The 20,594-nt window shown below is 53.6% G+C and carries 19 protein-coding genes; 13 read left to right on the top strand and 6 right to left on the bottom strand.

The features are described 5' to 3' along the window. Positions 1 to 63: 63 nt before the first annotated feature. Positions 64 to 951 (bottom strand): LysR family transcriptional regulator, encoded by an 888-nt coding sequence (locus IM300_RS13185; RefSeq protein WP_074177731.1) that lies wholly within the window; start codon positions 949 to 951, stop codon positions 64 to 66. Positions 952 to 1,062: 111 nt separating this feature from the next. Here IM300_RS13185 and IM300_RS13190 point away from each other — a divergent pair, with 111 nt between their 5' ends. The 9 genes from IM300_RS13190 to adhP all read left to right on the top strand — a co-directional run bounded on the left by IM300_RS13190 (position 1,063) and on the right by adhP (position 9,732). Then, entirely contained in the window at positions 1,063 to 1,914 is an 852-nt protein-coding gene (locus IM300_RS13190) for a Vmh family MBL fold metallo-hydrolase (RefSeq protein ID WP_193036865.1), read from the top strand. 51 nt (positions 1,915 to 1,965) lie between these two features. Next, on the top strand, positions 1,966 to 2,487 hold the full coding sequence (locus IM300_RS13195) for a VOC family protein (protein ID WP_193036867.1): 522 nt from the start codon (positions 1,966 to 1,968) through the stop codon (positions 2,485 to 2,487). Between the two features lie 141 nt (positions 2,488 to 2,628). Continuing rightward, positions 2,629 to 2,844: a biofilm-dependent modulation protein gene (gene bdm / locus IM300_RS13200; protein WP_022648192.1), complete on the top strand. Its 216-nt coding sequence runs from the start codon at positions 2,629 to 2,631 to the stop codon at positions 2,842 to 2,844. Between the two features lie 95 nt (positions 2,845 to 2,939). Continuing rightward, positions 2,940 to 3,077 (top strand): stationary-phase-induced ribosome-associated protein, encoded by a 138-nt coding sequence (gene sra / locus IM300_RS13205; RefSeq protein ID WP_003857059.1) that lies wholly within the window; start codon positions 2,940 to 2,942, stop codon positions 3,075 to 3,077. A gap of 176 nt (positions 3,078 to 3,253) precedes the next feature. Continuing rightward, a complete protein-coding gene (locus IM300_RS13210; protein ID WP_003857058.1) occupies positions 3,254 to 4,951 on the top strand; it encodes an NAD-dependent malic enzyme in 1,698 nt (565 codons plus the stop codon). A 301-nt stretch (positions 4,952 to 5,252) separates the two neighbouring features. After that, positions 5,253 to 5,738, top strand: a complete 486-nt coding sequence (locus IM300_RS13215; RefSeq protein WP_193036869.1) for an Hcp family type VI secretion system effector — start codon at positions 5,253 to 5,255, stop codon at positions 5,736 to 5,738. Next, positions 5,735 to 6,217, top strand: a complete 483-nt coding sequence (locus IM300_RS13220; protein ID WP_193036871.1) for a DUF2778 domain-containing protein — start codon at positions 5,735 to 5,737, stop codon at positions 6,215 to 6,217. The genes IM300_RS13215 and IM300_RS13220 overlap by 4 nt, the downstream gene beginning before the upstream one ends. A gap of 586 nt (positions 6,218 to 6,803) precedes the next feature. Continuing rightward, the gene (locus IM300_RS13225) at positions 6,804 to 8,513 is read left to right on the top strand and encodes an ABC-F family ATP-binding cassette domain-containing protein (RefSeq protein WP_193036873.1); all 1,710 of its coding nucleotides are present in this window, start codon (positions 6,804 to 6,806) and stop codon (positions 8,511 to 8,513) included. Between the two features lie 208 nt (positions 8,514 to 8,721). After that, complete coding sequence (gene adhP / locus IM300_RS13230; RefSeq protein ID WP_193036875.1) at positions 8,722 to 9,732, top strand: alcohol dehydrogenase AdhP; 1,011 nt, start codon at positions 8,722 to 8,724, stop codon at positions 9,730 to 9,732. 40 nt (positions 9,733 to 9,772) lie between these two features. Here adhP and IM300_RS13235 read toward each other — a convergent pair whose 3' ends face one another. Continuing rightward, entirely contained in the window at positions 9,773 to 10,282 is a 510-nt protein-coding gene (locus tag IM300_RS13235) for an Rrf2 family transcriptional regulator (RefSeq protein ID WP_063451263.1), read from the bottom strand. A gap of 130 nt (positions 10,283 to 10,412) precedes the next feature. On the opposite strand from IM300_RS13235, the gene IM300_RS13240 reads away from it, so the two are divergent. Then, positions 10,413 to 11,615 carry an NAD(P)/FAD-dependent oxidoreductase gene (locus IM300_RS13240; protein ID WP_193036877.1) on the top strand — a complete coding sequence of 401 codons (1,203 nt, stop codon included), beginning with the start codon at positions 10,413 to 10,415 and terminating at the stop codon, positions 11,613 to 11,615. 40 nt (positions 11,616 to 11,655) lie between these two features. On the opposite strand, the gene araJ is transcribed toward IM300_RS13240, so the two are convergent. Then, positions 11,656 to 12,831: an MFS transporter AraJ gene (araJ, locus tag IM300_RS13245; RefSeq protein ID WP_107535400.1), complete on the bottom strand. Its 1,176-nt coding sequence runs from the start codon at positions 12,829 to 12,831 to the stop codon at positions 11,656 to 11,658. A gap of 161 nt (positions 12,832 to 12,992) precedes the next feature. Between araJ and ppk2 the strand changes: the two genes are divergently transcribed. After that, the gene (gene ppk2, locus IM300_RS13250; protein WP_102751144.1) at positions 12,993 to 13,811 is read left to right on the top strand and encodes a polyphosphate kinase 2; all 819 of its coding nucleotides are present in this window, start codon (positions 12,993 to 12,995) and stop codon (positions 13,809 to 13,811) included. Positions 13,812 to 14,100: 289 nt separating this feature from the next. Next, entirely contained in the window at positions 14,101 to 14,424 is a 324-nt protein-coding gene (locus tag IM300_RS13255) for a CcdB family protein (RefSeq protein WP_193036879.1), read from the top strand. A gap of 53 nt (positions 14,425 to 14,477) precedes the next feature. Here the strand turns inward: IM300_RS13255 and fdnI are convergent, their stop codons facing one another. Genes fdnI through fdnG form a run of 3 tightly spaced genes read right to left on the bottom strand, consistent with a single transcriptional unit; the run spans position 14,478 to position 19,070 of the window. After that, positions 14,478 to 15,134 (bottom strand): formate dehydrogenase-N subunit gamma, encoded by a 657-nt coding sequence (gene fdnI, locus IM300_RS13260; protein WP_193036881.1) that lies wholly within the window; start codon positions 15,132 to 15,134, stop codon positions 14,478 to 14,480. After that, on the bottom strand, positions 15,127 to 16,011 hold the full coding sequence (fdxH, locus tag IM300_RS13265) for a formate dehydrogenase subunit beta (RefSeq protein ID WP_003857048.1): 885 nt from the start codon (positions 16,009 to 16,011) through the stop codon (positions 15,127 to 15,129). The genes fdnI and fdxH overlap by 8 nt, the downstream gene beginning before the upstream one ends. Positions 16,012 to 16,022: 11 nt before the next feature. Continuing rightward, positions 16,023 to 19,070, bottom strand: a complete 3,048-nt coding sequence (gene fdnG, locus IM300_RS13270; RefSeq protein WP_193036883.1) for a formate dehydrogenase-N subunit alpha — start codon at positions 19,068 to 19,070, stop codon at positions 16,023 to 16,025. Between the two features lie 220 nt (positions 19,071 to 19,290). Here fdnG and yddG point away from each other — a divergent pair, with 220 nt between their 5' ends. Further along, positions 19,291 to 20,169, top strand: coding sequence for an aromatic amino acid DMT transporter YddG (gene yddG / locus IM300_RS13275; RefSeq protein WP_193036885.1), 879 nt, complete (start codon positions 19,291 to 19,293; stop codon positions 20,167 to 20,169). The last annotated feature ends 425 nt before the right edge of the window (positions 20,170 to 20,594 follow it).

Genomic DNA, 20,594 nt, shown 5'->3' on the forward strand with positions numbered 1-20,594 from the left:
TCTCCTTTTGGCTTACAAAGGGTTAAGTATAGGACGCCTCACCCGTTTTGCAGGGAACACAGACTAGTCCGAAGGCGCAGCGAGGTGGTTTGCCAGCGCGTCGAGAAACACGCGCTGCGCCGCCGGCTGATAGTCACGCGACTGATAAATGCCAAAAATGCCGATCGGTTTTGGCGTGAAGGCGTTAAGCACCGGCACCAGGCTGCCCTCTCTGAGCGCCGCGCTGGCCTCGCGTTCGGGCAGCATGGCAATACCGCAGTGGTTTATCGCTGCCTCCATCAGCAGAGACGAGATACTGGCGCTCAGATTGCCGCTCACCGCCGTTGCGATCGCTTCGCCTTCGGGCGTCAAAAAACGCCACGATTGCCCCGCGAAGAAGCTGTAATGCAGGCAGTTGTGCTGGGCTAAATCTTCAAGCTGTTCGGGAACGCCCCGGCTGGCAAGATACTGCGGCGAGGCGCAAAGCACGGAACTGCACTCTCCCAGCCTGCGGGCGATCATGCCGGGCTCGGGGCTATCGGTGATGCGGATCGCCACGTCAATTCGCTCTCCCACCAGGCTCACCGGATGATTATTGACATCCAGTTCGATGCGCAGCTGAGGGTAACGCTGCAACAGATCCGGCAAAACCGGAGCGATCAGCTGGGTTGCGGTAAAATGCGCGCAGGCGACGCGCAGGGTGCCTGAGGGCAAATCCTTCACGGACTGATCTTCAATTTCCTGAGAAATTTGCGACAGCGTACGGGTCTTTTGCAGCACTTTCTCTCCCGCCGCCGTTAGCGTCAGCTTGCGGGTGGAACGGTTCACCAGCCGCGCACCGGCCCACTTCTCCATTTGCTCCAGATAGCGGCTCACCATCGGGCGAGAGATCCCCAGCGCCCGCGCCGCCGCGCTTAAACTTCCCAGCTCACAGATACGGTTGTACACCTGGGCGGCAATTACGCGATCCATTCTGACCTCCATTTGCTCGATTTATGAAACTAAGCATCTCCTGTTTCAGGAATTCTGGCAAATGCAGAGATCCGTACAATAGAGACTTTCCTGATAAAAAGAGAGTTGACCATGACCATCACCCGCCTTGCTTTGCTGACCACCCTTCTTACTCCGGCCGCGTTTGCCGCGCCGTTAACCATTGATACGTACAACCCGCAAGAAAAAGGGATTTTTGCCGTCTCTTCCACCCTGGTATCTGGGCCGAAAGAGGCAGTGCTGTTTGACGCGCAGTTCAGCGTGAAGGATGGCGAAGCGCTGGTGGAAAAAATTCGCCACAGCGGTAAAACGCTGAACAAAATTGTGATCACCTCCGGCGATCCGGATTTCTATTTCGGTCTGCAACCGCTGGTGAAAGCCTTCCCGAACGCCAAGGTTGTCGCTACGCAGCAGGTGGTGGATCATATCAACGCCACTAAAGACGCCAAGCTCGCCTTCTGGGGGCCGCAGATGAAAGACGGCGCGCCCACGCAGCTTTACGTACCGCAGGTACTTGCCTCAACCACCTTTATGATTGACGGTGAGAGAGTGAGCATTGAAGAGCCTGAAAGCTATGCGGCGTACGTCTGGATCCCCTCCGCGAAAACCATCCTCGGCGGCACGGGCGTCGCCTGGGGCATTCACGTCTGGACGGCGGATACTCAAACGCCAGAAAGCCGCAAACAGTGGCAGCAGACCCTGGATAATATGGCCGCCCGTAAGCCCGATCGCGTGATTCCAGGCCACTATCTGGGAACACCGCCCGCGGGAACCGGCGCGATTGACTTTACCCGCGACTATCTACAGCGTTTTGAACTGGCCCTCACGACGCATAAAGAATCAACTGGCGTCATCAACGCGATGAAAAAACAGTGGCCGAACCTTGCGGAAGAAAGTTCTCTGGAACTGAGCGCCAAAGTGAATACCGGCGAAATGAAGTGGTAATAGCCTGATTATCTCCTGCTATATTTAAATTTTTTATAGCAGGAGTTTTATATGCAATCGCCAGTAAGGGGCATCGACCATATCGGTATTACCGTGCCCGACATTGAAAAAGCCACCCTATTTTTTGAGCACGCTTTCGGTGCGAAGGTTTTATATCATTCTGTCGATGCTGATACCGATAATATTGACCAGTCCGCTCAGCAACACACCTTAAAATTATTTCCCGGCACTAAAATTCACGCCATCCGCATGCTCGCCATGCCTCACGGACCCGGCATTGAACTCTTCGAAATGCACGGACCTGAGCAGGGTATGCCCGCCCGCGCCAGCGATTTTGGCCTTCAGCATTTTGCTGTTTATGTTGATGATTTTGACAGTGCCATCGCGGCTTTCACCGCCGCCGGCGGCGAGATGTTTACCGCGCCGAAGCCGCTTAGCTTTCCGGATGAGCAAGGTGAAGGCAACGCTTTTTGCTATGGTCAAACCCCTTGGGGCAGCGTTGTGGAATTGATCTCCTGGCCGACCCCCATGCCTTATGAAAAAAAGACGAATTTACGCCGCTGGAAGCCCTAAATTTTATTTCTGTGCTACGGCATGTAATATTTTTATTTCCAGGACGAATCTGAGCCACAACGACGAAAATATTTGTCACTCTGAATGCGAATTACGATTTTGCACGCCGTAACATTAAACAGACAACGACACGGAGGCAGCATGTTTACTTATTACCCGGCACATACCACAGCAGCACAACCGGAACTTGTTAACGCGATCGCACAAGGTCTTCACGCCGAGCACGGTGTTGTTACTGAAGATGACATTTTGATGGAACTGACCAAGTGGGTGGAAGCCACGGACAATGACATCCTCAGTGACATCTACCAGCAAACCATCAACTATGTGGTTAGCGGGCGCAACGCACCTTTATAAAAACCTGCTAAGCTGGATCTGCAACCTAAGGGGTTACATTTCGTTTGCGTAAGCAAGCTTGTCCTTAAAACTATCAACAGGATTGAGGAGTTAATATGAAATCGAACCGTCAGGCACGCCACATTCTGGGACTGAACTACAAGCTCTCCAACAAGCGTAAAGTGGTTATTGAGGAGGGTAGCGAAACGCAGGTTACCCACGCTACCGGCAGAAAACGCCCTTCCGGCAAGTAATTTCCGGCACGATATTCACAACACCATCGGTAATCCCGATGGTGTTTTTGTTTATGTGTTGCGGTAATTAATATTCAGCTCCTTTATAATACCAACCGACCGCACCCCGTAGCACAGGCCAGAAAGATGACAAACAGCAGTGTCAGGGACGGATCTTCTTAAAAAGAGTGAGTGACATGGACAACAAACTGAAAAAACATCGTTCCCTTTATATTCCTTACGCCGGTCCGGTTTTACTGGAGTTCCCTCTTCTGAATAAAGGCAGCGCCTTTAGCATGGAAGAGCGCAGCAGCTTTAACCTGCTGGGCCTGCTGCCTGAAGTGGTTGAAACCATTGAAGAACAGGCAGAACGTGCCTGGATCCAGTATCAGGGCTTTAAAACCGAAATCGATAAACACATCTACCTGCGTAATATCCAGGATACTAACGAAACCCTTTTCTACCGCCTCGTGCAGAACCATCTCGAAGAGATGATGCCGGTGATCTACACCCCAACGGTCGGCGCGGCGTGCGAACGCTTCTCCGAGATCTACCGCCGTTCCCGCGGCGTGTTCATCTCCTATCAGAACCGTCACAACATGGACGACATTCTGCAAAACGTGCCGAACCACAACATCAAAGTGATCGTGGTGACCGATGGCGAACGTATTCTTGGCCTTGGCGATCAGGGCATTGGCGGGATGGGTATTCCTATCGGTAAGCTTTCTCTCTATACCGCCTGCGGCGGCATCAGCCCGGCCTATACCCTGCCGGTGGTGCTGGACGTGGGAACCAACAACCAGCAGCTGCTGAACGATCCGCTGTACATGGGCTGGCGTCATCCGCGCATTACCGACGACGAGTACTATCAGTTTGTTGATGATTTCATTCAGGCCGTGAAGCACCGCTGGCCGGACGTTCTGTTGCAGTTCGAAGACTTCGCGCAGAAAAACGCCATGCCGCTGCTTAACCGTTATCGCGATGAGATCTGCTCGTTCAACGACGACATTCAGGGCACCGCGGCCGTGACCGTCGGTACGCTGATTGCCGCGAGCCGTGCGGCAGGCAGCCAGCTTAGCTATCAGAAAATTGTCTTCCTGGGCGCGGGTTCTGCGGGCTGCGGCATCGCCGAGCAAATTATCGCTCAGACCCAGCGTGAAGGCCTGAGCGAAGAGCTGGCCCGCTCCCGCGTGTTCATGGTGGACCGCTTTGGCCTGCTGACCGACGGCATGCCGAACCTGCTTCCGTTCCAGACCAAACTGGTGCAGAAGCGCGAGAACCTGAAAAACTGGGATACCGACAACGAAGTGCTCTCGCTTCTGGACGTGGTGCGCAACGTCAAGCCGGACATTTTGATTGGTGTGTCCGGGCAGACTGGCCTCTTTACGGAAGAGATCATTCGCGAAATGCACAAGCACTGCGAACGTCCTATCGTAATGCCGCTGTCAAACCCGACCTCACGCGTGGAAGCAACGCCGCAGGACATCATCGCCTGGACCGAAGGCAACGCCCTGGTCGCGACCGGCAGTCCGTTCGATCCGGTGGTGTGGAAGGACAAACTCTACCCCATCGCGCAGTGCAACAACTCCTACATCTTCCCGGGTATTGGCCTGGGGGTCATCGCCTCCGGCGCATCACGCATCACCGATGAAATGCTGATGTCCGCGAGCGAAACGCTGGCGGGTCACTCTCCGCTGGTGAACAACGGTGAAGGACTGGTACTGCCGGAGCTGAAGGACATACATAAGGTGTCCCGTGCCATTGCCTTTGCGGTGGGCAAAATGGCGCAGCAGCAAGGCGTAGCGGTGAAAACCTCTGCCGATGCGTTGCAGCAGGCAATTGACGATAATTTCTGGATGCCGGAATACCGTAGCTATCGTCGTACTTCGATTTAAATCGGAGTTTCGAACGTTCCCTCTCTTCAAAAGGGAGAGGGAACGTGAAGTCCCTTCTCCCTTTTTCCTCTAATTCCCTTAACCCTGTTTAAAAATGCTTTGTTGAAAGTCACTCATGATAATTTTGCTTTATCAATGCAGCAGGATCGATCATCTGAAAAATGCATACCTAATTAAAAATACATATCCTTTTGAAATATAAAAATTTTATATAACATTCCCTGCCTAACAAACAGATTTTTTTAAGAGTTTAGTAATGTTTTGCATCACTAAATTCATTCACTGAAAAAGGAGTTTTGAAATGGCAATCCCGGCATATCTATGGCTGAAAGATGACGGCGGCGCAAACATCAAAGGCGCGGTTGATGTGCAAGATCGCGAGGGCAGTATTGAAGTATTAGGATTCGGTCATGGGCTGCATCTGCCGACAGATAATATGACAGGAAAAATCACGGGTACGCGCATGCATAGCGCTCTGGTTTTTGAAAAGGAGTTCGACAGTTCCAGCCCTTACTTATACAAGGCTGTAGCAAAAGGCCAAACGCTAAACAGTGCCGAATTTAAGTGGTACAAAATCAATGATGCTGGTCAAGAGGTCGAATACTTCAACATGTTCCTTGAGAACGTTAAAGTGGTCTCAATATGCCCGGTGATGCATGACGTAAAAAATCCAGCAATGGAAAAACACAATCATTTAGAAAATATTTCCCTCCGTTACGAGAAGATCACATGGCGACACTGTGACGGTAATATCATCTTTGCTGATTCGTGGAATGACAGATCATGAATCTCTTACAGTGCTTTTTCCACCTCAACGGAGGTACGTACGCTACTTTGTCTGTGCCCGGAGTTGGCTTTTTTCCTGCATTTTCAGGGAATGGTGACGCAACGAACCGTGCAGAAAGCGCAAATATACCTGATATCGGCCCACTCCCACCTGGCCGCTATTACATACTTTTACGTGGATTAGGGGGTTGGTATACTCAAACTAAGGATAGTGTAAGCGCATTTTTCACCGGTTCGAACCGGAGCGAATGGTTTGCATTATATCGCGACGACGGACTGATAAATGATGAGACTTTTGTGAAAGGTGTAAGGCGAGGTGAATTCCGGTTACACCCTATCGGGCCATCTGGCTTAAGTAAGGGTTGTATTACACTTTATAGTCAGAGCGATTTTAAGGTTCTGGCATCAGCCTTACTTCGAACTGGAGGGCAGCAATTGGGGAACTACATGATTGCACATGGCGTTGTGCAGGTCTATTGATGAAGGCGGTATTCCTTGTGTTGCTGTGGTGTATAGTCGTGTTTCTGTCAATGTTGACACTATACAAGATTGTTCCACCAGACACGCAGTACGTTTTTGCGGAGCTTTTTGAAATATATGGCGACGAAAAGATCATGGATTTTGTTTTGTATATTTTCTTCGGCATGGCCATATTCATTGCGTCTGTAATCACGCTATCCCTGTATTTGCTTATACGAAAAAGATGATTCTGGGCAGCGACGCTGCCCTTCCTTTTATCACATCACGCGCTTTGTTCTGTATCCGTAACCGTAGATATCTCTTTTTGCCGCAGTAGTATGTTCAATTTATGAAAAAGTTGTATAGTGATGGTTACTAATAATCACTTAACTTATAAGGAGGCCAATTATGCTGTACTGTGAAATTTTCAATGTTTCACATACATTTGGTGATCGCACCAGCTCAAGCGTTATCGGTATCGTGCTGCGATAACTTCCGCTTGAGCGAAGACACCAACCTCTTGAATCCCTTCTCTCGGGCTTACTGAGTTATCGTCAGCGATGTTTGACGAGGCATAAACATGCCTGTAACTCCTGGGTAAGCAACAATGAGCACTCTACTCACTGCACATTCTTTACGTGTTGATACCGCGTTTGGCACGCTCTTCGACTCTCCCTCCTTTACGTTGAGAAAAGGCGATCGCATTGGCCTGCTGGGTGATAACGGCTGCGGAAAAAGTACGCTGCTGAAAATCCTCGACGGGACGCAGTCCCCTGCTGCCGGAACCGTTTCACTGGCGGGACATTGCCTGCTGGCGCGCGTGGAACAACATCTGCCAGAGACCCTTTATCCCCTGACCATGCTGGATGCAGTGCTGGCGCAGCTGCCGACCGCTGAGCGCGACAGTCTGCGCTGGAAGGCCGAGACGCTGCTGGCCGAAATGGGCTTTACGGCGCAGGAAACGGCGCTGCAATCCGCCACGCTGAGCGGCGGTCAGCATACGCGTTTATTGCTGGCGAGAGCGCTGATAAACGATCCGGATCTGCTGTTACTGGACGAACCGAGCAACCACCTCGACCTGCCGACCCTGCTGTGGCTGGAGCAGTTTTTACAGCGCTGGTCCGGCAGCTTTGTGTTGGTCTCTCACGACAGACAGCTGCTGGACGCGGTAACCAACGGCAGCTGGATCCTGCGCGATAAAACACTGCACTACTTCGCCCTTCCCTGCACTGCCGCCCGTCAGGCGCTGGAGTCGAAAGACGAAAGCGATGCGCAGCGCCACAAGGCAGAGCAAAAAGAGATCGACCGCGTAACGGCCAGCGCCAAACGCCTCGCGACCTGGGGCAAGGTCTACGACAACGAAGATCTCTCCCGTAAGGCTAAGCAGATGGTGAAACAGGTCGAACGGCTGAAAGAAAACCAGACGGAACTGACGGCGGGAAGCCCGTGGACCTTAACCCTGTGCGGGGACGCGCTGCGGGCCGATCGCCTGCTGGAAATAACCGACCTCGGCGTGCCTCCGGAGCCGGGTCTGCCAGCGCTGTTTACCCTCGACAGCGCGCGGCTTAAAAGTGGGGATCGCGTGGCGATTGTGGGGCGTAACGGCTGCGGTAAATCGTCGCTGATGAAGCTTATCTGGCGTCATTTTCGCGACGAGATTGTAGACGACAGGCTTAAGCGTCATCCGCGCGTCTCGGTCGGCTACTACGACCAGACCCTGCACCAGCTGCCGGACGATGCTGCGTTGCTGGATGCGCTGGAACCTTTCGCGCCAGATCCGCAGACCCGTAAAATGGCGCTCATCAGTGCCGGCTTCCCGTGGGCGCGGCACGGGCAAAAAGTCAGTACGCTGAGCGGCGGGGAGCGTTCGCGCCTGCTGTTCGTCGGCCTGACGCTTGCCCGCTATAGCCTGCTGATGCTGGATGAACCGACAAATCATCTGGATATGGAAGGCAAAGACGCGCTGGCTGTTACCCTGCAACAGTTTGAAGGCGGCGTGCTGCTGGTAAGCCATGACCGTCAACTGATCGGCCAGAGCTGTAACCGTTTCTGGCTGATTGAGGACGGCAGGCTGAGTGAATGGCACGATGCGGAGGCGGTGTTCGATCGTCTGCGCGAGGGGACCGGTCCGGTTGTCCCCGAACCGTCGATATCAGCGCTGAACGCACCACCTGCTGCGTCTGATGATTTGCTCGAACGCCTGGTCGCGCTGGAAACGCTGCTGGAAGAAGACTTGGCGCGCAAGCCCAAACATCAAAAACCGCAGTTGCAGGCGCAATGGCGAAAAGAGATTGAGGTGATAGAAGCCCAACTGTAAATCTGTACCCGGCGGTCGCTACGCCGGGTCTTTTTTGATGTCAGTGTTTTCCCCTACTGATTATTAGAGGATCGCCGTATTCTTAATCTGATACTGCACTAAATGATGACATTATGTTGCGGCTGCCTTGCATTACTGCGCCAAAGTATTAATCCTTAATGGGTATTACACCTGCAATGCAGATACTCATCATGAAAAGGAGAAACACATGAAGGCTGCTGTTGTCACTCAGGATCATCAGGTTAACGTTACAGAGAAAACCTTACGCGCGCTCAAGCATGGTGAAGCGCTGCTGAAGATGGAGTGCTGTGGCGTTTGCCATACCGATCTCCACGTTAAAAATGGCGATTTTGGCGACAAGACCGGGGTGATCCTCGGCCACGAAGGGATTGGTATCGTCAAAGAAATTGGTCCGGGCGTCACCTCGCTGAAAGTAGGCGATCGTGCGAGCGTGGCGTGGTTCTTCGAAGGCTGTGGCCACTGTGAATATTGTAATACCGGCAACGAAACCCTGTGTCGCGACGTGAAAAACGCGGGTTACTCCGTTGACGGCGGCATGGCGGAAGAGTGCATCGTAACCGCGGATTACGCGGTTAAGGTCCCGGAGGGGCTGGACTCTGCTGCGGCCAGCAGCATCACCTGCGCCGGGGTCACCACCTACAAAGCGGTAAAAGTGTCCGAGATCAAACCCGGCCAGTGGATTGCGATCTACGGTCTGGGCGGATTGGGTAACCTCGCCCTGCAATACGCGAAAAACGTCTTTAATGCAAAAGTCATCGCCATTGATGTGAACGATGAACAGCTTAAACTGGCTGCCAGCATGGGTGCAGACTTAACCGTGAACTCCCGCAATGAAGATGCGGCAAAAGTCATTCAGGAGAAAACCGGCGGCGCCCATGCGGCGGTGGTGACGGCGGTAGCGAAAGCGGCCTTCAACTCTGCCGTTGACGCGGTTCGCGCCGGTGGGCGCGTGGTGGCCGTTGGCCTGCCGCCGGAAGCGATGATCCTGGATATTCCTCGTCTGGTGCTGGATGGTATTCAGGTGGTGGGCTCCCTGGTAGGTACCCGTCAGGACCTGCTCGAAGCCTTCCAGTTTGCCGCGGAAGGTAAGGTGGTTCCGAAAGTCACGATGCGCCCGCTGGAAGATATCAACGCCATCTTCAAAGAGATGGAACAGGGCCAGATCCGTGGACGTATGGTGATTGATTTACGTTCTTAAACGGCAGTTGCCGGGTGGCGGCTTTGCCCTGCCCGGCCTTTCACGTGGACGAACGCCGATCGGAAATCCATTCCTGAACTTCAATCTGGAACGTGTCCGGCGCTTTTCGGTACATTTTACGTGCCAGGTCGAGAATAGTATGGCGCCCTAACTCCTCTTCCATCCGCTGCTGCGCGCTGTCCATAACTGACCGCACCCCGCACGGGCCGTCGCACACCCAGGCCGGTGGCGTTTCATCAAACACCGCCAGGCGTTGTCGCACTTCCCGACACTCAAACATATTTTTCTCGCCGTCGATGGCATGCGCCACGTCCAGCACGGTAATCAACTCTGCCGGACGCGCCAGCCGGAACCCGCCCCCTTTGCCTTCGGTGCTGATAACCAGCCCCGCACGGGACAATCGGGTGAAGATCTTTCCAAGATAGTCGTACGGCACGCCCTGCAAGGCCGCCATCTCCCGGACGCTCATCTCACGCTCATTACCTTTAGCATCCACCATACACATCAGGCTGTGAATGCCGTATTCCACACCAGAACTGTAAAACGCCATGGCTTACTCCGGGTTATCGTTCGCTGCATTATAACGATTTTTAACTCAGAAAAAAGTTGTCGCAGTTAACTACGACAAGTATAGTGGCAGTTATGTCAGACATACGGCCTGACGATCAAAAGGATCGAGTATGAAAAAGCAGATTTTAATTGTGGGTAGTGGGTTTTCCGGCATGTGGGCTGCGGTCAGCGCCGCGCGTCTTTCTGCTCTGGCGGGTAACAACAGCCTTAACATTGCCGTGCTGGCCCCCGTCCCGGAACTGCGCGTTCGCCCCCGCTTTTATGAGGAAAATGTGTCAACGATGGTCGCGCCGCTGACCGATCTGTTTGCTGAGCTCGATATTGCGTTTATTTCGGGTGAAGCACAACGCATTGATACAACGTCAAAAACCGTTTTTTATCGCGATTCAAACGGCGCCACAGCTGAAGTCACCTACGAACGCCTGATCCTCGCAACCGGTAGCCAGACTAAGCGTCCCCCTATTGCCGGCCTGGCGGAATACGCCTTTGATATCGACCAGCTTGAATCCGCCAGGCTGCTCGAGCAAAACCTGGACGCCCTGGCTACACGCCCTTCCTCCCCGGAGCGTAATACCGTGGTAGTGTGCGGCGGCGGTTTTACCGGCATTGAGCTGGCAACGGAACTCCCAGCCCGACTCCGCACTCGTTTCGGTGCTGATACGAAGACCAAAGTAATCGTAGTTGAAAGAGGTGCAACCCTTGGCGGACGTTACAGCCAGGCGCTGCGTAACACAATTGAAGAAGCCAGCAACGCGCTGGGGGTTGAATGGCGTTTAAACAGTGAAATTGAAGCCATTGATGCCTGCGGCGTGACGCTCAAAAACGGAGAGCGCATTGCCAGCGCTACCGTGGTGTGGACGGCAGGTGTCGAAGCGAACCCCCTCAGCCAGCACGTTACCGGGGAACGCGACTCGCAGGGACGTCTCAAAGTCACCGACACGTTGCAGGTGCCTGCGCATCCGGAAGTTTACGCGACGGGTGATATGGCGCATGCTAAAACGGATGACGTGGGCAACACGGCGCTCATGACATGCCAGCACGCGATCCAGCTGGGAAAATTCGCCGGACATAACGCCGCCGCCAGCCTGTTAAATCTGGCGCCGTACCCTTACCGTCAGGTGAATTACGTTACCTGTCTGGATCTGGGTGGCTGGGGCGCGGTGTACACCGAGGGGTGGGAACAGCGTGTTAAATCCGTGCGCGATGAGGGCAAGAAAATCAAAGTGGCCATCACCAACGAACTGATTTACCCGCCAGCAGCAGACAGAGCGGTCGCATTTGCCGCCGCTGACCCGCTGGCGAAATTTGTGTAGTTCACGCTTACGTGCCGCGACCTGCGGGCAACGTGTGAAATCAGGCCAATGCCCCCGCGTTGGCCTGACGCTTTTTAGCGCACCGGTGGCCATACAGCAGCAGTGAGGTCATCGCGGAGAAGGATAAGATCGCTGCCGGGAGCGTGACATAACTCCAGCTAAAGCCAAGGGTAATCATCATTCCACCAAAACAGGCGCCAATCGCGCTGCCGAGATTGAACGCCATTTGCCCGCCTGCGGCCCCCAGCATCTCGCCTCCCTTCGCATTTTGCAGCAGCAGAATTTGCAGCGGCGCAGAGAGCGCAAACAGCCCGGCGCAGCAGACAAATCCCATCACCAGCGAGGCCGTTTTCAGTTCGCCAAACGCAAACAGTAACAGTAGCGAAGCCACAATCACCAGGTCGGTGGTGGCGGCAATACGCAATGGGCTAAAGCGCGCCGATAGCTTCCCGCTGAGCAGATTGCCCAGCACCATACCCAGCCCCATCAGCATCATGATCGCGGTCATAACGCCCTCGGAGAAGCCTGACACGTTGACCATAAACGGCTTCACGAAGCTAAACCAGGCAAACACCCCGGCGTTACCAAACATCGTTGCGGCAAATATCAGCCACGGTTCAGGCTTCTTCAGAAAGTGGAATTGCTCTGCCAGGCGGGTGGTGGAATTGTCATAGAGAGAGGGAACCCAGAGCAGGACAGACAGGATCACCAGGGCGTCAAAAACCGCAATTAAAAAGAAGGTGTAACGCCAGTTAAATTCATGTCCCAGCCACGTCCCGAGCGGGACGCCAAGCAAATTGGCAACGGTCATCCCGGCTATCATCCCGGCCACAGCGACCGTTACTTTTCCCGGCGGTGCAATTTTTGACAGGATGATCGCCCCCACACCGAAAATCGCGCCATGCGGGAAACCAGAGATCAACCGCCCCGCTGCCAGCCCTACGTACGAGTCAGAGAAAGTAAAGAGCGCATTACCGACGACGCACATCGCCACCAGAAACAGCAGCGTGGTTTTCAGCGAGAATTTGCTGGAGAACAGCGCCACAATCGGCGCGCCGATCACCACGCCAAAAGCATAAAAGGAAATCATATTCCCGGCGGAGGGAATTGAAATTCCCGTGTCATGAGCCAGCTCTGTCAGCACGCCCATGATGCCAAATTCAGCCATCCCCAGGCCAAAGGTAGCCAGTGCTAACGAAAAAATTGTTTTTTTCATACCGCAACCACTGTTGAAAAATATGCAGCGAGCATTATTGAATAAACTTGTATGGTGAACCAGTTCAAATCAACTTTCTGACACATTAATCCATTCATTCAGGTCGATTACACTCTTAGTACGGCCTCGATTCCGCGACCGCACACAAAGGGAGACCCACCATGGTCAGTAAGAAGAAAACCCGTATTGTTGATGATGTCGCTAAAAATGCGCCACTCAAAACCAAAGCGTATGAGCAAGAACTTCGCCGCCTCCATGTTGAACTGGTTAAGCTCCAGCTATGGGTGGTCGCCAAAGGGTTAAAGGTCTGTATTGTTTTTGAAGGACGGGACGGCGCCGGTAAAGGCGGCACCATCAAAGCCATCACCGAGCGCGTCAGCCCTCGGGTTTTCCGCGTCGTTGCGCTACCGGCCCCTACCGATAAAGAGAAAAGTCAGCTCTATTTTCAGCGTTACGTATCCCATCTGCCCTCTGCCGGTGAAATCGTGATTTTCGACCGCAGCTGGTACAACCGCGCAGGCGTGGAAAAGGTAATGGGTTTCTGTACCGAAGAGCAGGTCGAAAAATTTCTTGATGGAACACCGGTGATGGAAAAAGCGATGGTCGATGCCGGGATCATTTTGCTGAAATACTGGCTTGAGGTCACGCCAAAAGAGCAGGAGCGCCGCCTGCGCGACCGCATTAACGACGGTCGCAAGATCTGGAAGTTGTCTCCAATGGACATTAAATCTTTCAATCTGTGGGATGAATATACCCTCGCACGCGACGCCATGTTTAAAGCGACCGACACCGCCTGGGCGCCGTGGTTTGTGGCGCGTTCAGAAGACAAAAAAAGGGTGCGGCTGAATATTATTTCGCATCTGCTTTCGCAGATCCCTTATAAAGACGTTCACGTCGACAAGGTGGATTTACCGAAACGAAAAATCGGCAAAGTGAAGCCAACAAAATATCCCTTCCGGTATATTGCAGAGCGGTTTTGATATTACTGGAATGCCGCTCGCATAATGTAGATTACCAGGGGGATCAGTATTGTTTTTTGTTGGCTGCGGTTGATAATGACCGCACCAACATAGGAGCAAGCATGAAACCAAACCGCTCAGAAACGTGCGCCAGAACAGAGCACCTCACAGGAAAAAAGCCTTGCCCGGCCTCTTCGGCAGCAGAGCGCGCAAGGCAACGTCAACAGGATCGGGAATTCATAAAGGTCATGAATGAGTTAACAGCCAAAGCCGGATTATTATCGGATGACCCTTATTTCGGAGGGATTTGATGTGTTTCCAGTTTGACGTGTATCGCAATCCTTCAGACAAAACGCGTGAATATCATCCCTACTTTATGATTATTCAGCACGACTATTATGAGGAATTATCAACAAGACTTATCTTACCGTTAAGCTATCAGAATCATTTAAGGCGGTATTTAAACGCTGCAACGCCGCTGGTGAATATTGATTTCCAGACATTGTTTCTGAATACAACAAACATCACACACGTGGAGACAAAGAAACTAAACAATAAAAATTATGTATGTAATCTTCGCAGCGCAAGAGGCAGCGTTCTTGCAGGAATTGATGCGTTAATTACCAATACGTAGCTCAAAGTCGCGCAAGCGCAGCGCCGCCGGGCAAAGCCGACGGCGCAGGGCATTTACTTCATCCCTTCTGAACTCTCTTTTTGCGCTTCAAGACGCTCAACGTCCCGGTACCAGCGTGGGTGGTGCTTCTGCGCCCAGCGACGGCTTACCTTCCCTTCAATCATGCCTTTAATTGAACCTTTCACCCAGAATGCCATATACATATGGATCAGGATGGCATGGATCAAAATAATGGCTGACGTCGCGTGGATCAGCAGTGCATAGCGCACCACCTGAATCGGGAAATAGTGCGCAAAATACGGTCGCCAGATAATCACCCCGGTCACCAGCAGCACAAAAATCATGCTCATGATGGTCCAGAACATCATCTTCTGCCCGGCGTTGTATTTGCCTACCTTCGCGACCTTATGCTCGTTGCCTTTCAGTACCTCAACAATCCCTTTAACCCAGGGAATATCCTGCTTGTCAGGGATGTTGTGATGAACGAAACGCACGAACATAAACATCAGCACCACGAAAATCAGCACGCCGAAGAACGGATGCAGAATGCGCCCCATTTGCGGCGTCCCGAAGGTTTCCGTAAGCCACTGTAGCGTCGGGAAAAAGAACGAAATGCCGGATACCGCCACAAGGAAGAAGCAGATCACCACCGTCCAGTGACAGGCGCGATCGACAAACTTTGTGCGCACTATCATTTTCGACTTACTCATGATGCTCCTCCTCGTCGTCATCCACCTCTTTATTCGGCCCGATACCAATGTAGTGATAAATCAGCCCGGCAAAGGTGGCGATAAAGCCCGCCGCAGAGAGCGGTTTAAGCGCCCCTTTCCAGAGGTTGATTGAGGTATCGATCGCCGGATCTTTCGGCAGATTGTGATACAGCTCCGGCTGGTCATTGTGGTGCAGAACATACATGACGTGCGTACCGCCCACGCCCTGCGGGTTATAGATCCCTGCCTTGTCATAGCCGCGCGCTTTGAGCTTATCCACCCGCTGCTGCGCCACTTCCAGCATCTCTTTTTTGGTGCCGAAGTGGATCGCCCCGGTCGGACACGTCTTCACGCACGCAGGCTCCTGGCCGACGCTGACGCGATCGACGCACAGCGTGCATTTGTATACCCGGTTATCCTCTTTATTGAGGCGCGGGATATTAAACGGACAGCCCGCGATGCAGTAGCCGCAGCCAATGCAGTTGTCCTGCTGGAAGTCGACGATGCCGTTGGCGTACTGAATAATGGCGCCAGCAGACGGGCACGCCTTCAGGCAGCCCGGATCTTCACAGTGCATACAGCCGTCTTTGCGGATCAGCCACTCCAGCTTGCCGTTCTGGTCGGTTTCGCTAAAGCGCATCACCGTCCAGGACTTGGCGCTCAGGTCAGCCGGGTTATCGTAAACCCCGACGCAGTGCCCTACCTCGTCGCGGATATCGTTCCACTCCGAGCAAGCCACCTGGCAGGCTTTACAGCCCACGCAGGAGGAGACATCAATCAGCTTGGCGACTTCTGCCTTGTAGTCCCGCGCACGAGGCGCGGGGGTTATCGGGTTGGTCGCGGAGCGTTTAATAATGTCTTGTGTTTCCATCGCCATTTAATCGCTCCTTACGCTTTCTCGATGTTGACCAGAAACGCTTTGTACTCCGGCGTTTGCGAGTTGGAATCGCCGACGTTTGGCGTCAGGGTGTTGGCGATATAGCCTTTCTGCGCTACCCCTTCAAAGCCCCAGTGCAGCGGAATACCCACCGTCTCGACCTGCTGGCCGTGCACGTTCAGCGATTGCAAACGACGGGTCACCACCGCCACCGCGCGAATAAAGCCACGCTTGCTGCTCACCTTCACGCGATCGCCGTTGGCAATGCCCTTCGCTTTAGCCAGCGTTTCGCTGATCTCCACAAATTGTTCCGGCTGCGCGATAGCGTTAAGCCGCGCGTGCTTGGTCCAGGTGTGGAAATGCTCGGTCAGGCGGTAGGTCGTTCCGACATACGGGAACTTGTCCTTTTTACCTAAACGCAGCACGTCGTCTTCATAGATGCGCACTACCGGGCTGGACACCACGTTCGGGTGCAGCGGGTTAGTGCCGAGCGGCGTTTCCATTGGCTCGTAGTGTTCCGGGAACGGCCCTTCCGCCAGCTTGTCGATAGCAAACAGACGTCCCAGCCCTTCCGGCTGCATGATAAACGGCCCGGTGTTGCTTCCCGGCGCGGCGGTATTGAAGTCCGGGATATCGTTCCCCGTCCACTTCGTGCCGTTCCACTCGATCAGCATGCGTTTCGGATCCCACGGCTTACCGTTCACGTCGGCGGATGCACGGTTGTACAATACGCGACGGTTCAGCGGCCACGCCCAGGCCCAGCCCAGGGTATTGCCCAGGCCTGACGGGTCAGCGTTATCGCGGTTAGCCATCTGGTTACCCTGCTCCGTCCAGCTGCCGGTGTAGATCCAGCAGGACGAGGCGGTGGTCCCGTCGTCACGCAGCAGCGCGAAGCTGTTCAACAGCTGGCCTTTCTTCGCCACCAGGTTGCCGCTGGCGTCGTAGAGATCCGCCAGCGCCACGCCGTTGTTCTCTTTGGCCACCTCTTCGGACTCGGGACGATCCGGCTGCTTGTAGTTCCAGCACATCTTCAGCAGCGGCTCGGCGCCTTTGCCGCCTTCGGTGCGGTACATTTCGCGCAGACGATGGTATATGCCGGCCAGAATTTCGCCGTCATTACGCGCTTCGCCCGGCGCATCCTGCCCTTTCCAGTGCCACTGAAGCCAGCGGCCAGAGTTGGCAATAGAACCATCTTCTTCCGCAAAGCAGGTAGATGGCAGGCGGAAGACCTCGGTCTGGATCGCTGCCGGATCGACATCGTTCGATTCACCGTGGTTCTGCCAGAAGGTAGACGTTTCGGTGACCAGCGGATCGATAACCACCATGTACTTCAGCTTGCTCAGGCTGCGAACGACTTTGTTTTTATCCGGGAATGACGCAACCGGGTTAAAGCCCTGGCAGATATAACCCGTGACGTCGCCCTTATCCATCATGTTGAAATACTTGATGACGTCATACGCCTGGTCCCATTTCGGCAACCACTCAAAGCCCCAGTCGTTTTCCTTCTGCGCCGCGTCGCCGTAGAAGGATTTCATCAGGCTAACGGCAAACTTCGGATAGTTGCTCCAGTAGTTCACCTGATCCGGACGCGTCGCTTTCGGCGTGTTGGCGTCAAGCCAGCTTTGCCAGTCGCTCTGCTTCTCGGACGGCAGCGTCAGGTAGCCCGGCAGGCTGGTTGACAGCAGGCCGAGGTCGGTTAAGCCCTGAATGTTGGAGTGTCCGCGCAGCGCGTTCACGCCGCCACCGGCCATGCCCATGTTGCCGAGCAGCAGCTGGATCATCGCCATGGTGCGGATGTTCTGCGCCCCGACGGTGTGCTGTGTCCAGCCCAGCGCATACAGGAACGTGGTGGTCCTGTCGGCGGCGCTGGTGGAAGCCAGCACTTCACACACCTTCAGGAAATCGGCTTTTGGTGTTCCGCAGATGTTTTCAACAACGTCCGGCGTGTAGCGGGAAACGTGCTGCTTCAGCAAATTCCACACGCAGCGCGGATCGGCCAGGTTCTCGTCGCGTTTCGCGTAGCCGTTTTCGTCGAACTGGTAGTTCCAGGACGATTTATCGTACTGACGTTTTTCCGCGTCATAGCCGCTGAACAGGCCATCTTCAAAGGCGAAATCTTCCCGCACCAGTAGGCTGGCGTTGGTGTAGTGCTTAACGTATTCCGCGTTGATTTTGTTGTTTTCAATCAGATACAGCAGCACGCCGGAAAGGAACGTAATGTCCGTACCGGAGCGGATCGGCGCATAAATATCCGCCACCGATGCCGTACGCGTAAAGCGCGGATCGACGACGATGAGCGTCGCATCGTTGTTATTTTTCGCTTCCATCGCCCAGCGGAAACCCACCGGATGGGCTTCAGCGGCGTTACCGCCCATCACCACCACGACGTTAGCGTTTTTGATATCAACCCAGTGGTTGGTCATCGCACCGCGACCAAATGTTGGAGCAAGACTTGCTACCGTTGGTCCGTGTCAGACGCGCGCCTGGTTATCTACCGCCAGCATGCCGAGGGAGCGCACAAACTTCTGCGTCAGCATGCCGGTTTCATTACTTGCCGCAGACGCGCACAGCATCCCGGTGGAGGTCCAGCGGTTAACCGTGACGCCCTGCTCGTTCTTTTCAATAAAGTTGGCGTCGCGGTCCGCTTTCATCAGTTTTGCAATACGGGAGAAGGCCTCGTCCCAGGAGATGCGCTGCCATTTGTCGGAACCCGGTGCACGGTATTCCGGATAGCGCAGGCGATTTTCACTGTGAACGTAGTCCAGCAGTCCCGCCCCTTTCGGGCAAAGTGCCCCGCGGCTCACCGGATGATCCGGGTCCCCTTCAATATGATAAATCGCTTCTTTGGCGTTCTTCGCGCCATCACCCAGGCTATACATTAATAGCCCACAACCCACGGAGCAGTATGTGCAGGTGTTACGGATCTCTTTCGCACGCAGCAGTTTATAGTTGCGTGCCTGAGCCAGCGCCATTTTGGGAGCGAATCCCAGCATTGCGGCTGTTGTTCCGGCCATACCGCCCGCGCAGATTTTAAAAAATTGTCTGCGGCTGACGTCCATTGCTGTCCTCGTTATCTGAAAAGACTTCGCGCCGCAAACTAACAGCAAAGCCCCTGTTTTTTTTGCGTCAAATCAAGGTCGCCGAACTTCGCCCCCTTAATAGTCACCGCCGGTATGATTTATTACTCCTTTCGGGTTAACCGCGAAACAGAAAATTCGCCTGGTGAATGGGTTAGATGCTATAAGTTTACCCTTTGATTTTTATAAGACTGGCAGGGTAATGGACAGAAAAAAAGCAACGCTGATTGGTCTGGCGGCCATACTGCTGTGGAGCACCATGGTGGGTCTCATCCGCAGCGTCAGTGAGGGACTGGGCCCGGTGGGAGGCGCAGCGATGATCTACACCGTCAGCGGGTTATTGTGTCTGGCGACGGTAGGTTTCCCGGATATTAAACGGTTTTCGAAAGGCTATCTCATTGCGGGCAGCGTCCTGTTTGTCAGCTATGAAATGTGCCTTGCCCTGTCGCTTGGTTTTGCCGCGACACGCTCGCAGGCAATAGAGGTGGGCATGGTCAACTATCTCTGGCCAAGCCTGACGATTGTGTTCGCCATTTTGTTCAACGGGCAAAAATCCACCCTGTGGGTGATCCCCGGCTTAGCGATCTCCCTGCTGGGCGTGGGCTGGGTCTTAGGCGGCGAAAACGGGCTGCACGTTCACGACATCATGCACAACATCGTTTCCAGCCCGCTGAGCTACGGGCTGGCATTTGCCGGCGCCTTTATCTGGGCCGCCTACTGCACCGTCACCAGCAGGTATGCCAGAGGGCAAAACGGCATTACCCTATTCGTCCTGCTGACCGCCTTAAGCCTGTGGGTGAAATATGCCCTAAGCGACCAGCCCGATATGGTGTTCAGCGTGCCGGTAGTAGTGAAGCTGCTGATGTGCGGCGTTGCACTAGGCTTCGGCTATGCCGCCTGGAATATTGGGATCCTCCACGGTAACGTGACGGTGCTTGCAGCCGTCTCCTACTTCACTCCGGTACTTTCCGCCGCGCTGGCGGCTATTGTGCTGAGCTCGCCGCTTTCATTCTCATTCTGGCAAGGAGCATTAATGGTTTGCGCCGGGTCATTACTGTGCTGGTATGCCACCCGTAAATAGACATTTTATTTCTGGCCGGGGTCGCCACGTTCGGCTATTAATTAACATAAATTTAAAATGTGATCACACTTGAGAATATTATTTATAACATTAGAGAGGGTGACGTATTCCGCTTATATTGCCCTTATGCAACTTTGCCTGCGGCGTTAAATTGACAGAAACTGACAACGCACGTAATTAATTGCAGCGAAATATTCCCACCCTATATAGCACAAACTGCAATAGTTTATTTCTGAATGTGTCTATTAAGGACAACTTCCCTGTTTTCAAAAACACTCCCAACATACTGTTTTGACAGCAATTAAAAATAATTTCACTTAAGTAACGTTATTCCATCGCTCTGAATTAGAAAATAAAGCGTCCGCTATTAAATTATAAGCCGCTAAATTATCATGGCGAGTTAATAAACGTTTTATGTATAAATA

It is taken from the genome of Enterobacter cloacae complex sp. I2 (assembly GCF_014896205.1).
GTDB lineage: Bacteria > Pseudomonadota > Gammaproteobacteria > Enterobacterales > Enterobacteriaceae > Enterobacter > Enterobacter quasihormaechei.

Coding starts and splice junctions, on each gene's coding strand:
- IM300_RS13190 (WP_193036865.1), top strand. CDS start 1,063: ATGACCATCACCCGCCTTGCTTTGCTGACCACCCTTCTTACTCCGGCC.
- IM300_RS13195 (WP_193036867.1), top strand. CDS start 1,966: ATGCAATCGCCAGTAAGGGGCATCGACCATATCGGTATTACCGTGCCC.
- fdxH (WP_003857048.1), bottom strand. CDS start 16,011: ATGGCGATGGAAACACAAGACATTATTAAACGCTCCGCGACCAACCCG.
- ppk2 (WP_102751144.1), top strand. CDS start 12,993: ATGGTCAGTAAGAAGAAAACCCGTATTGTTGATGATGTCGCTAAAAAT.
- bdm (WP_022648192.1), top strand. CDS start 2,629: ATGTTTACTTATTACCCGGCACATACCACAGCAGCACAACCGGAACTT.
- adhP (WP_193036875.1), top strand. CDS start 8,722: ATGAAGGCTGCTGTTGTCACTCAGGATCATCAGGTTAACGTTACAGAG.
- IM300_RS13255 (WP_193036879.1), top strand. CDS start 14,101: ATGTGTTTCCAGTTTGACGTGTATCGCAATCCTTCAGACAAAACGCGT.
- yddG (WP_193036885.1), top strand. CDS start 19,291: ATGGACAGAAAAAAAGCAACGCTGATTGGTCTGGCGGCCATACTGCTG.
- fdnI (WP_193036881.1), bottom strand. CDS start 15,134: ATGAGTAAGTCGAAAATGATAGTGCGCACAAAGTTTGTCGATCGCGCC.
- IM300_RS13215 (WP_193036869.1), top strand. CDS start 5,253: ATGGCAATCCCGGCATATCTATGGCTGAAAGATGACGGCGGCGCAAAC.
- IM300_RS13185 (WP_074177731.1), bottom strand. CDS start 951: ATGGATCGCGTAATTGCCGCCCAGGTGTACAACCGTATCTGTGAGCTG.
- IM300_RS13235 (WP_063451263.1), bottom strand. CDS start 10,282: ATGGCGTTTTACAGTTCTGGTGTGGAATACGGCATTCACAGCCTGATG.
- araJ (WP_107535400.1), bottom strand. CDS start 12,831: ATGAAAAAAACAATTTTTTCGTTAGCACTGGCTACCTTTGGCCTGGGG.
- IM300_RS13225 (WP_193036873.1), top strand. CDS start 6,804: ATGAGCACTCTACTCACTGCACATTCTTTACGTGTTGATACCGCGTTT.
- IM300_RS13220 (WP_193036871.1), top strand. CDS start 5,735: ATGAATCTCTTACAGTGCTTTTTCCACCTCAACGGAGGTACGTACGCT.
- sra (WP_003857059.1), top strand. CDS start 2,940: ATGAAATCGAACCGTCAGGCACGCCACATTCTGGGACTGAACTACAAG.
- IM300_RS13210 (WP_003857058.1), top strand. CDS start 3,254: ATGGACAACAAACTGAAAAAACATCGTTCCCTTTATATTCCTTACGCC.
- IM300_RS13240 (WP_193036877.1), top strand. CDS start 10,413: ATGAAAAAGCAGATTTTAATTGTGGGTAGTGGGTTTTCCGGCATGTGG.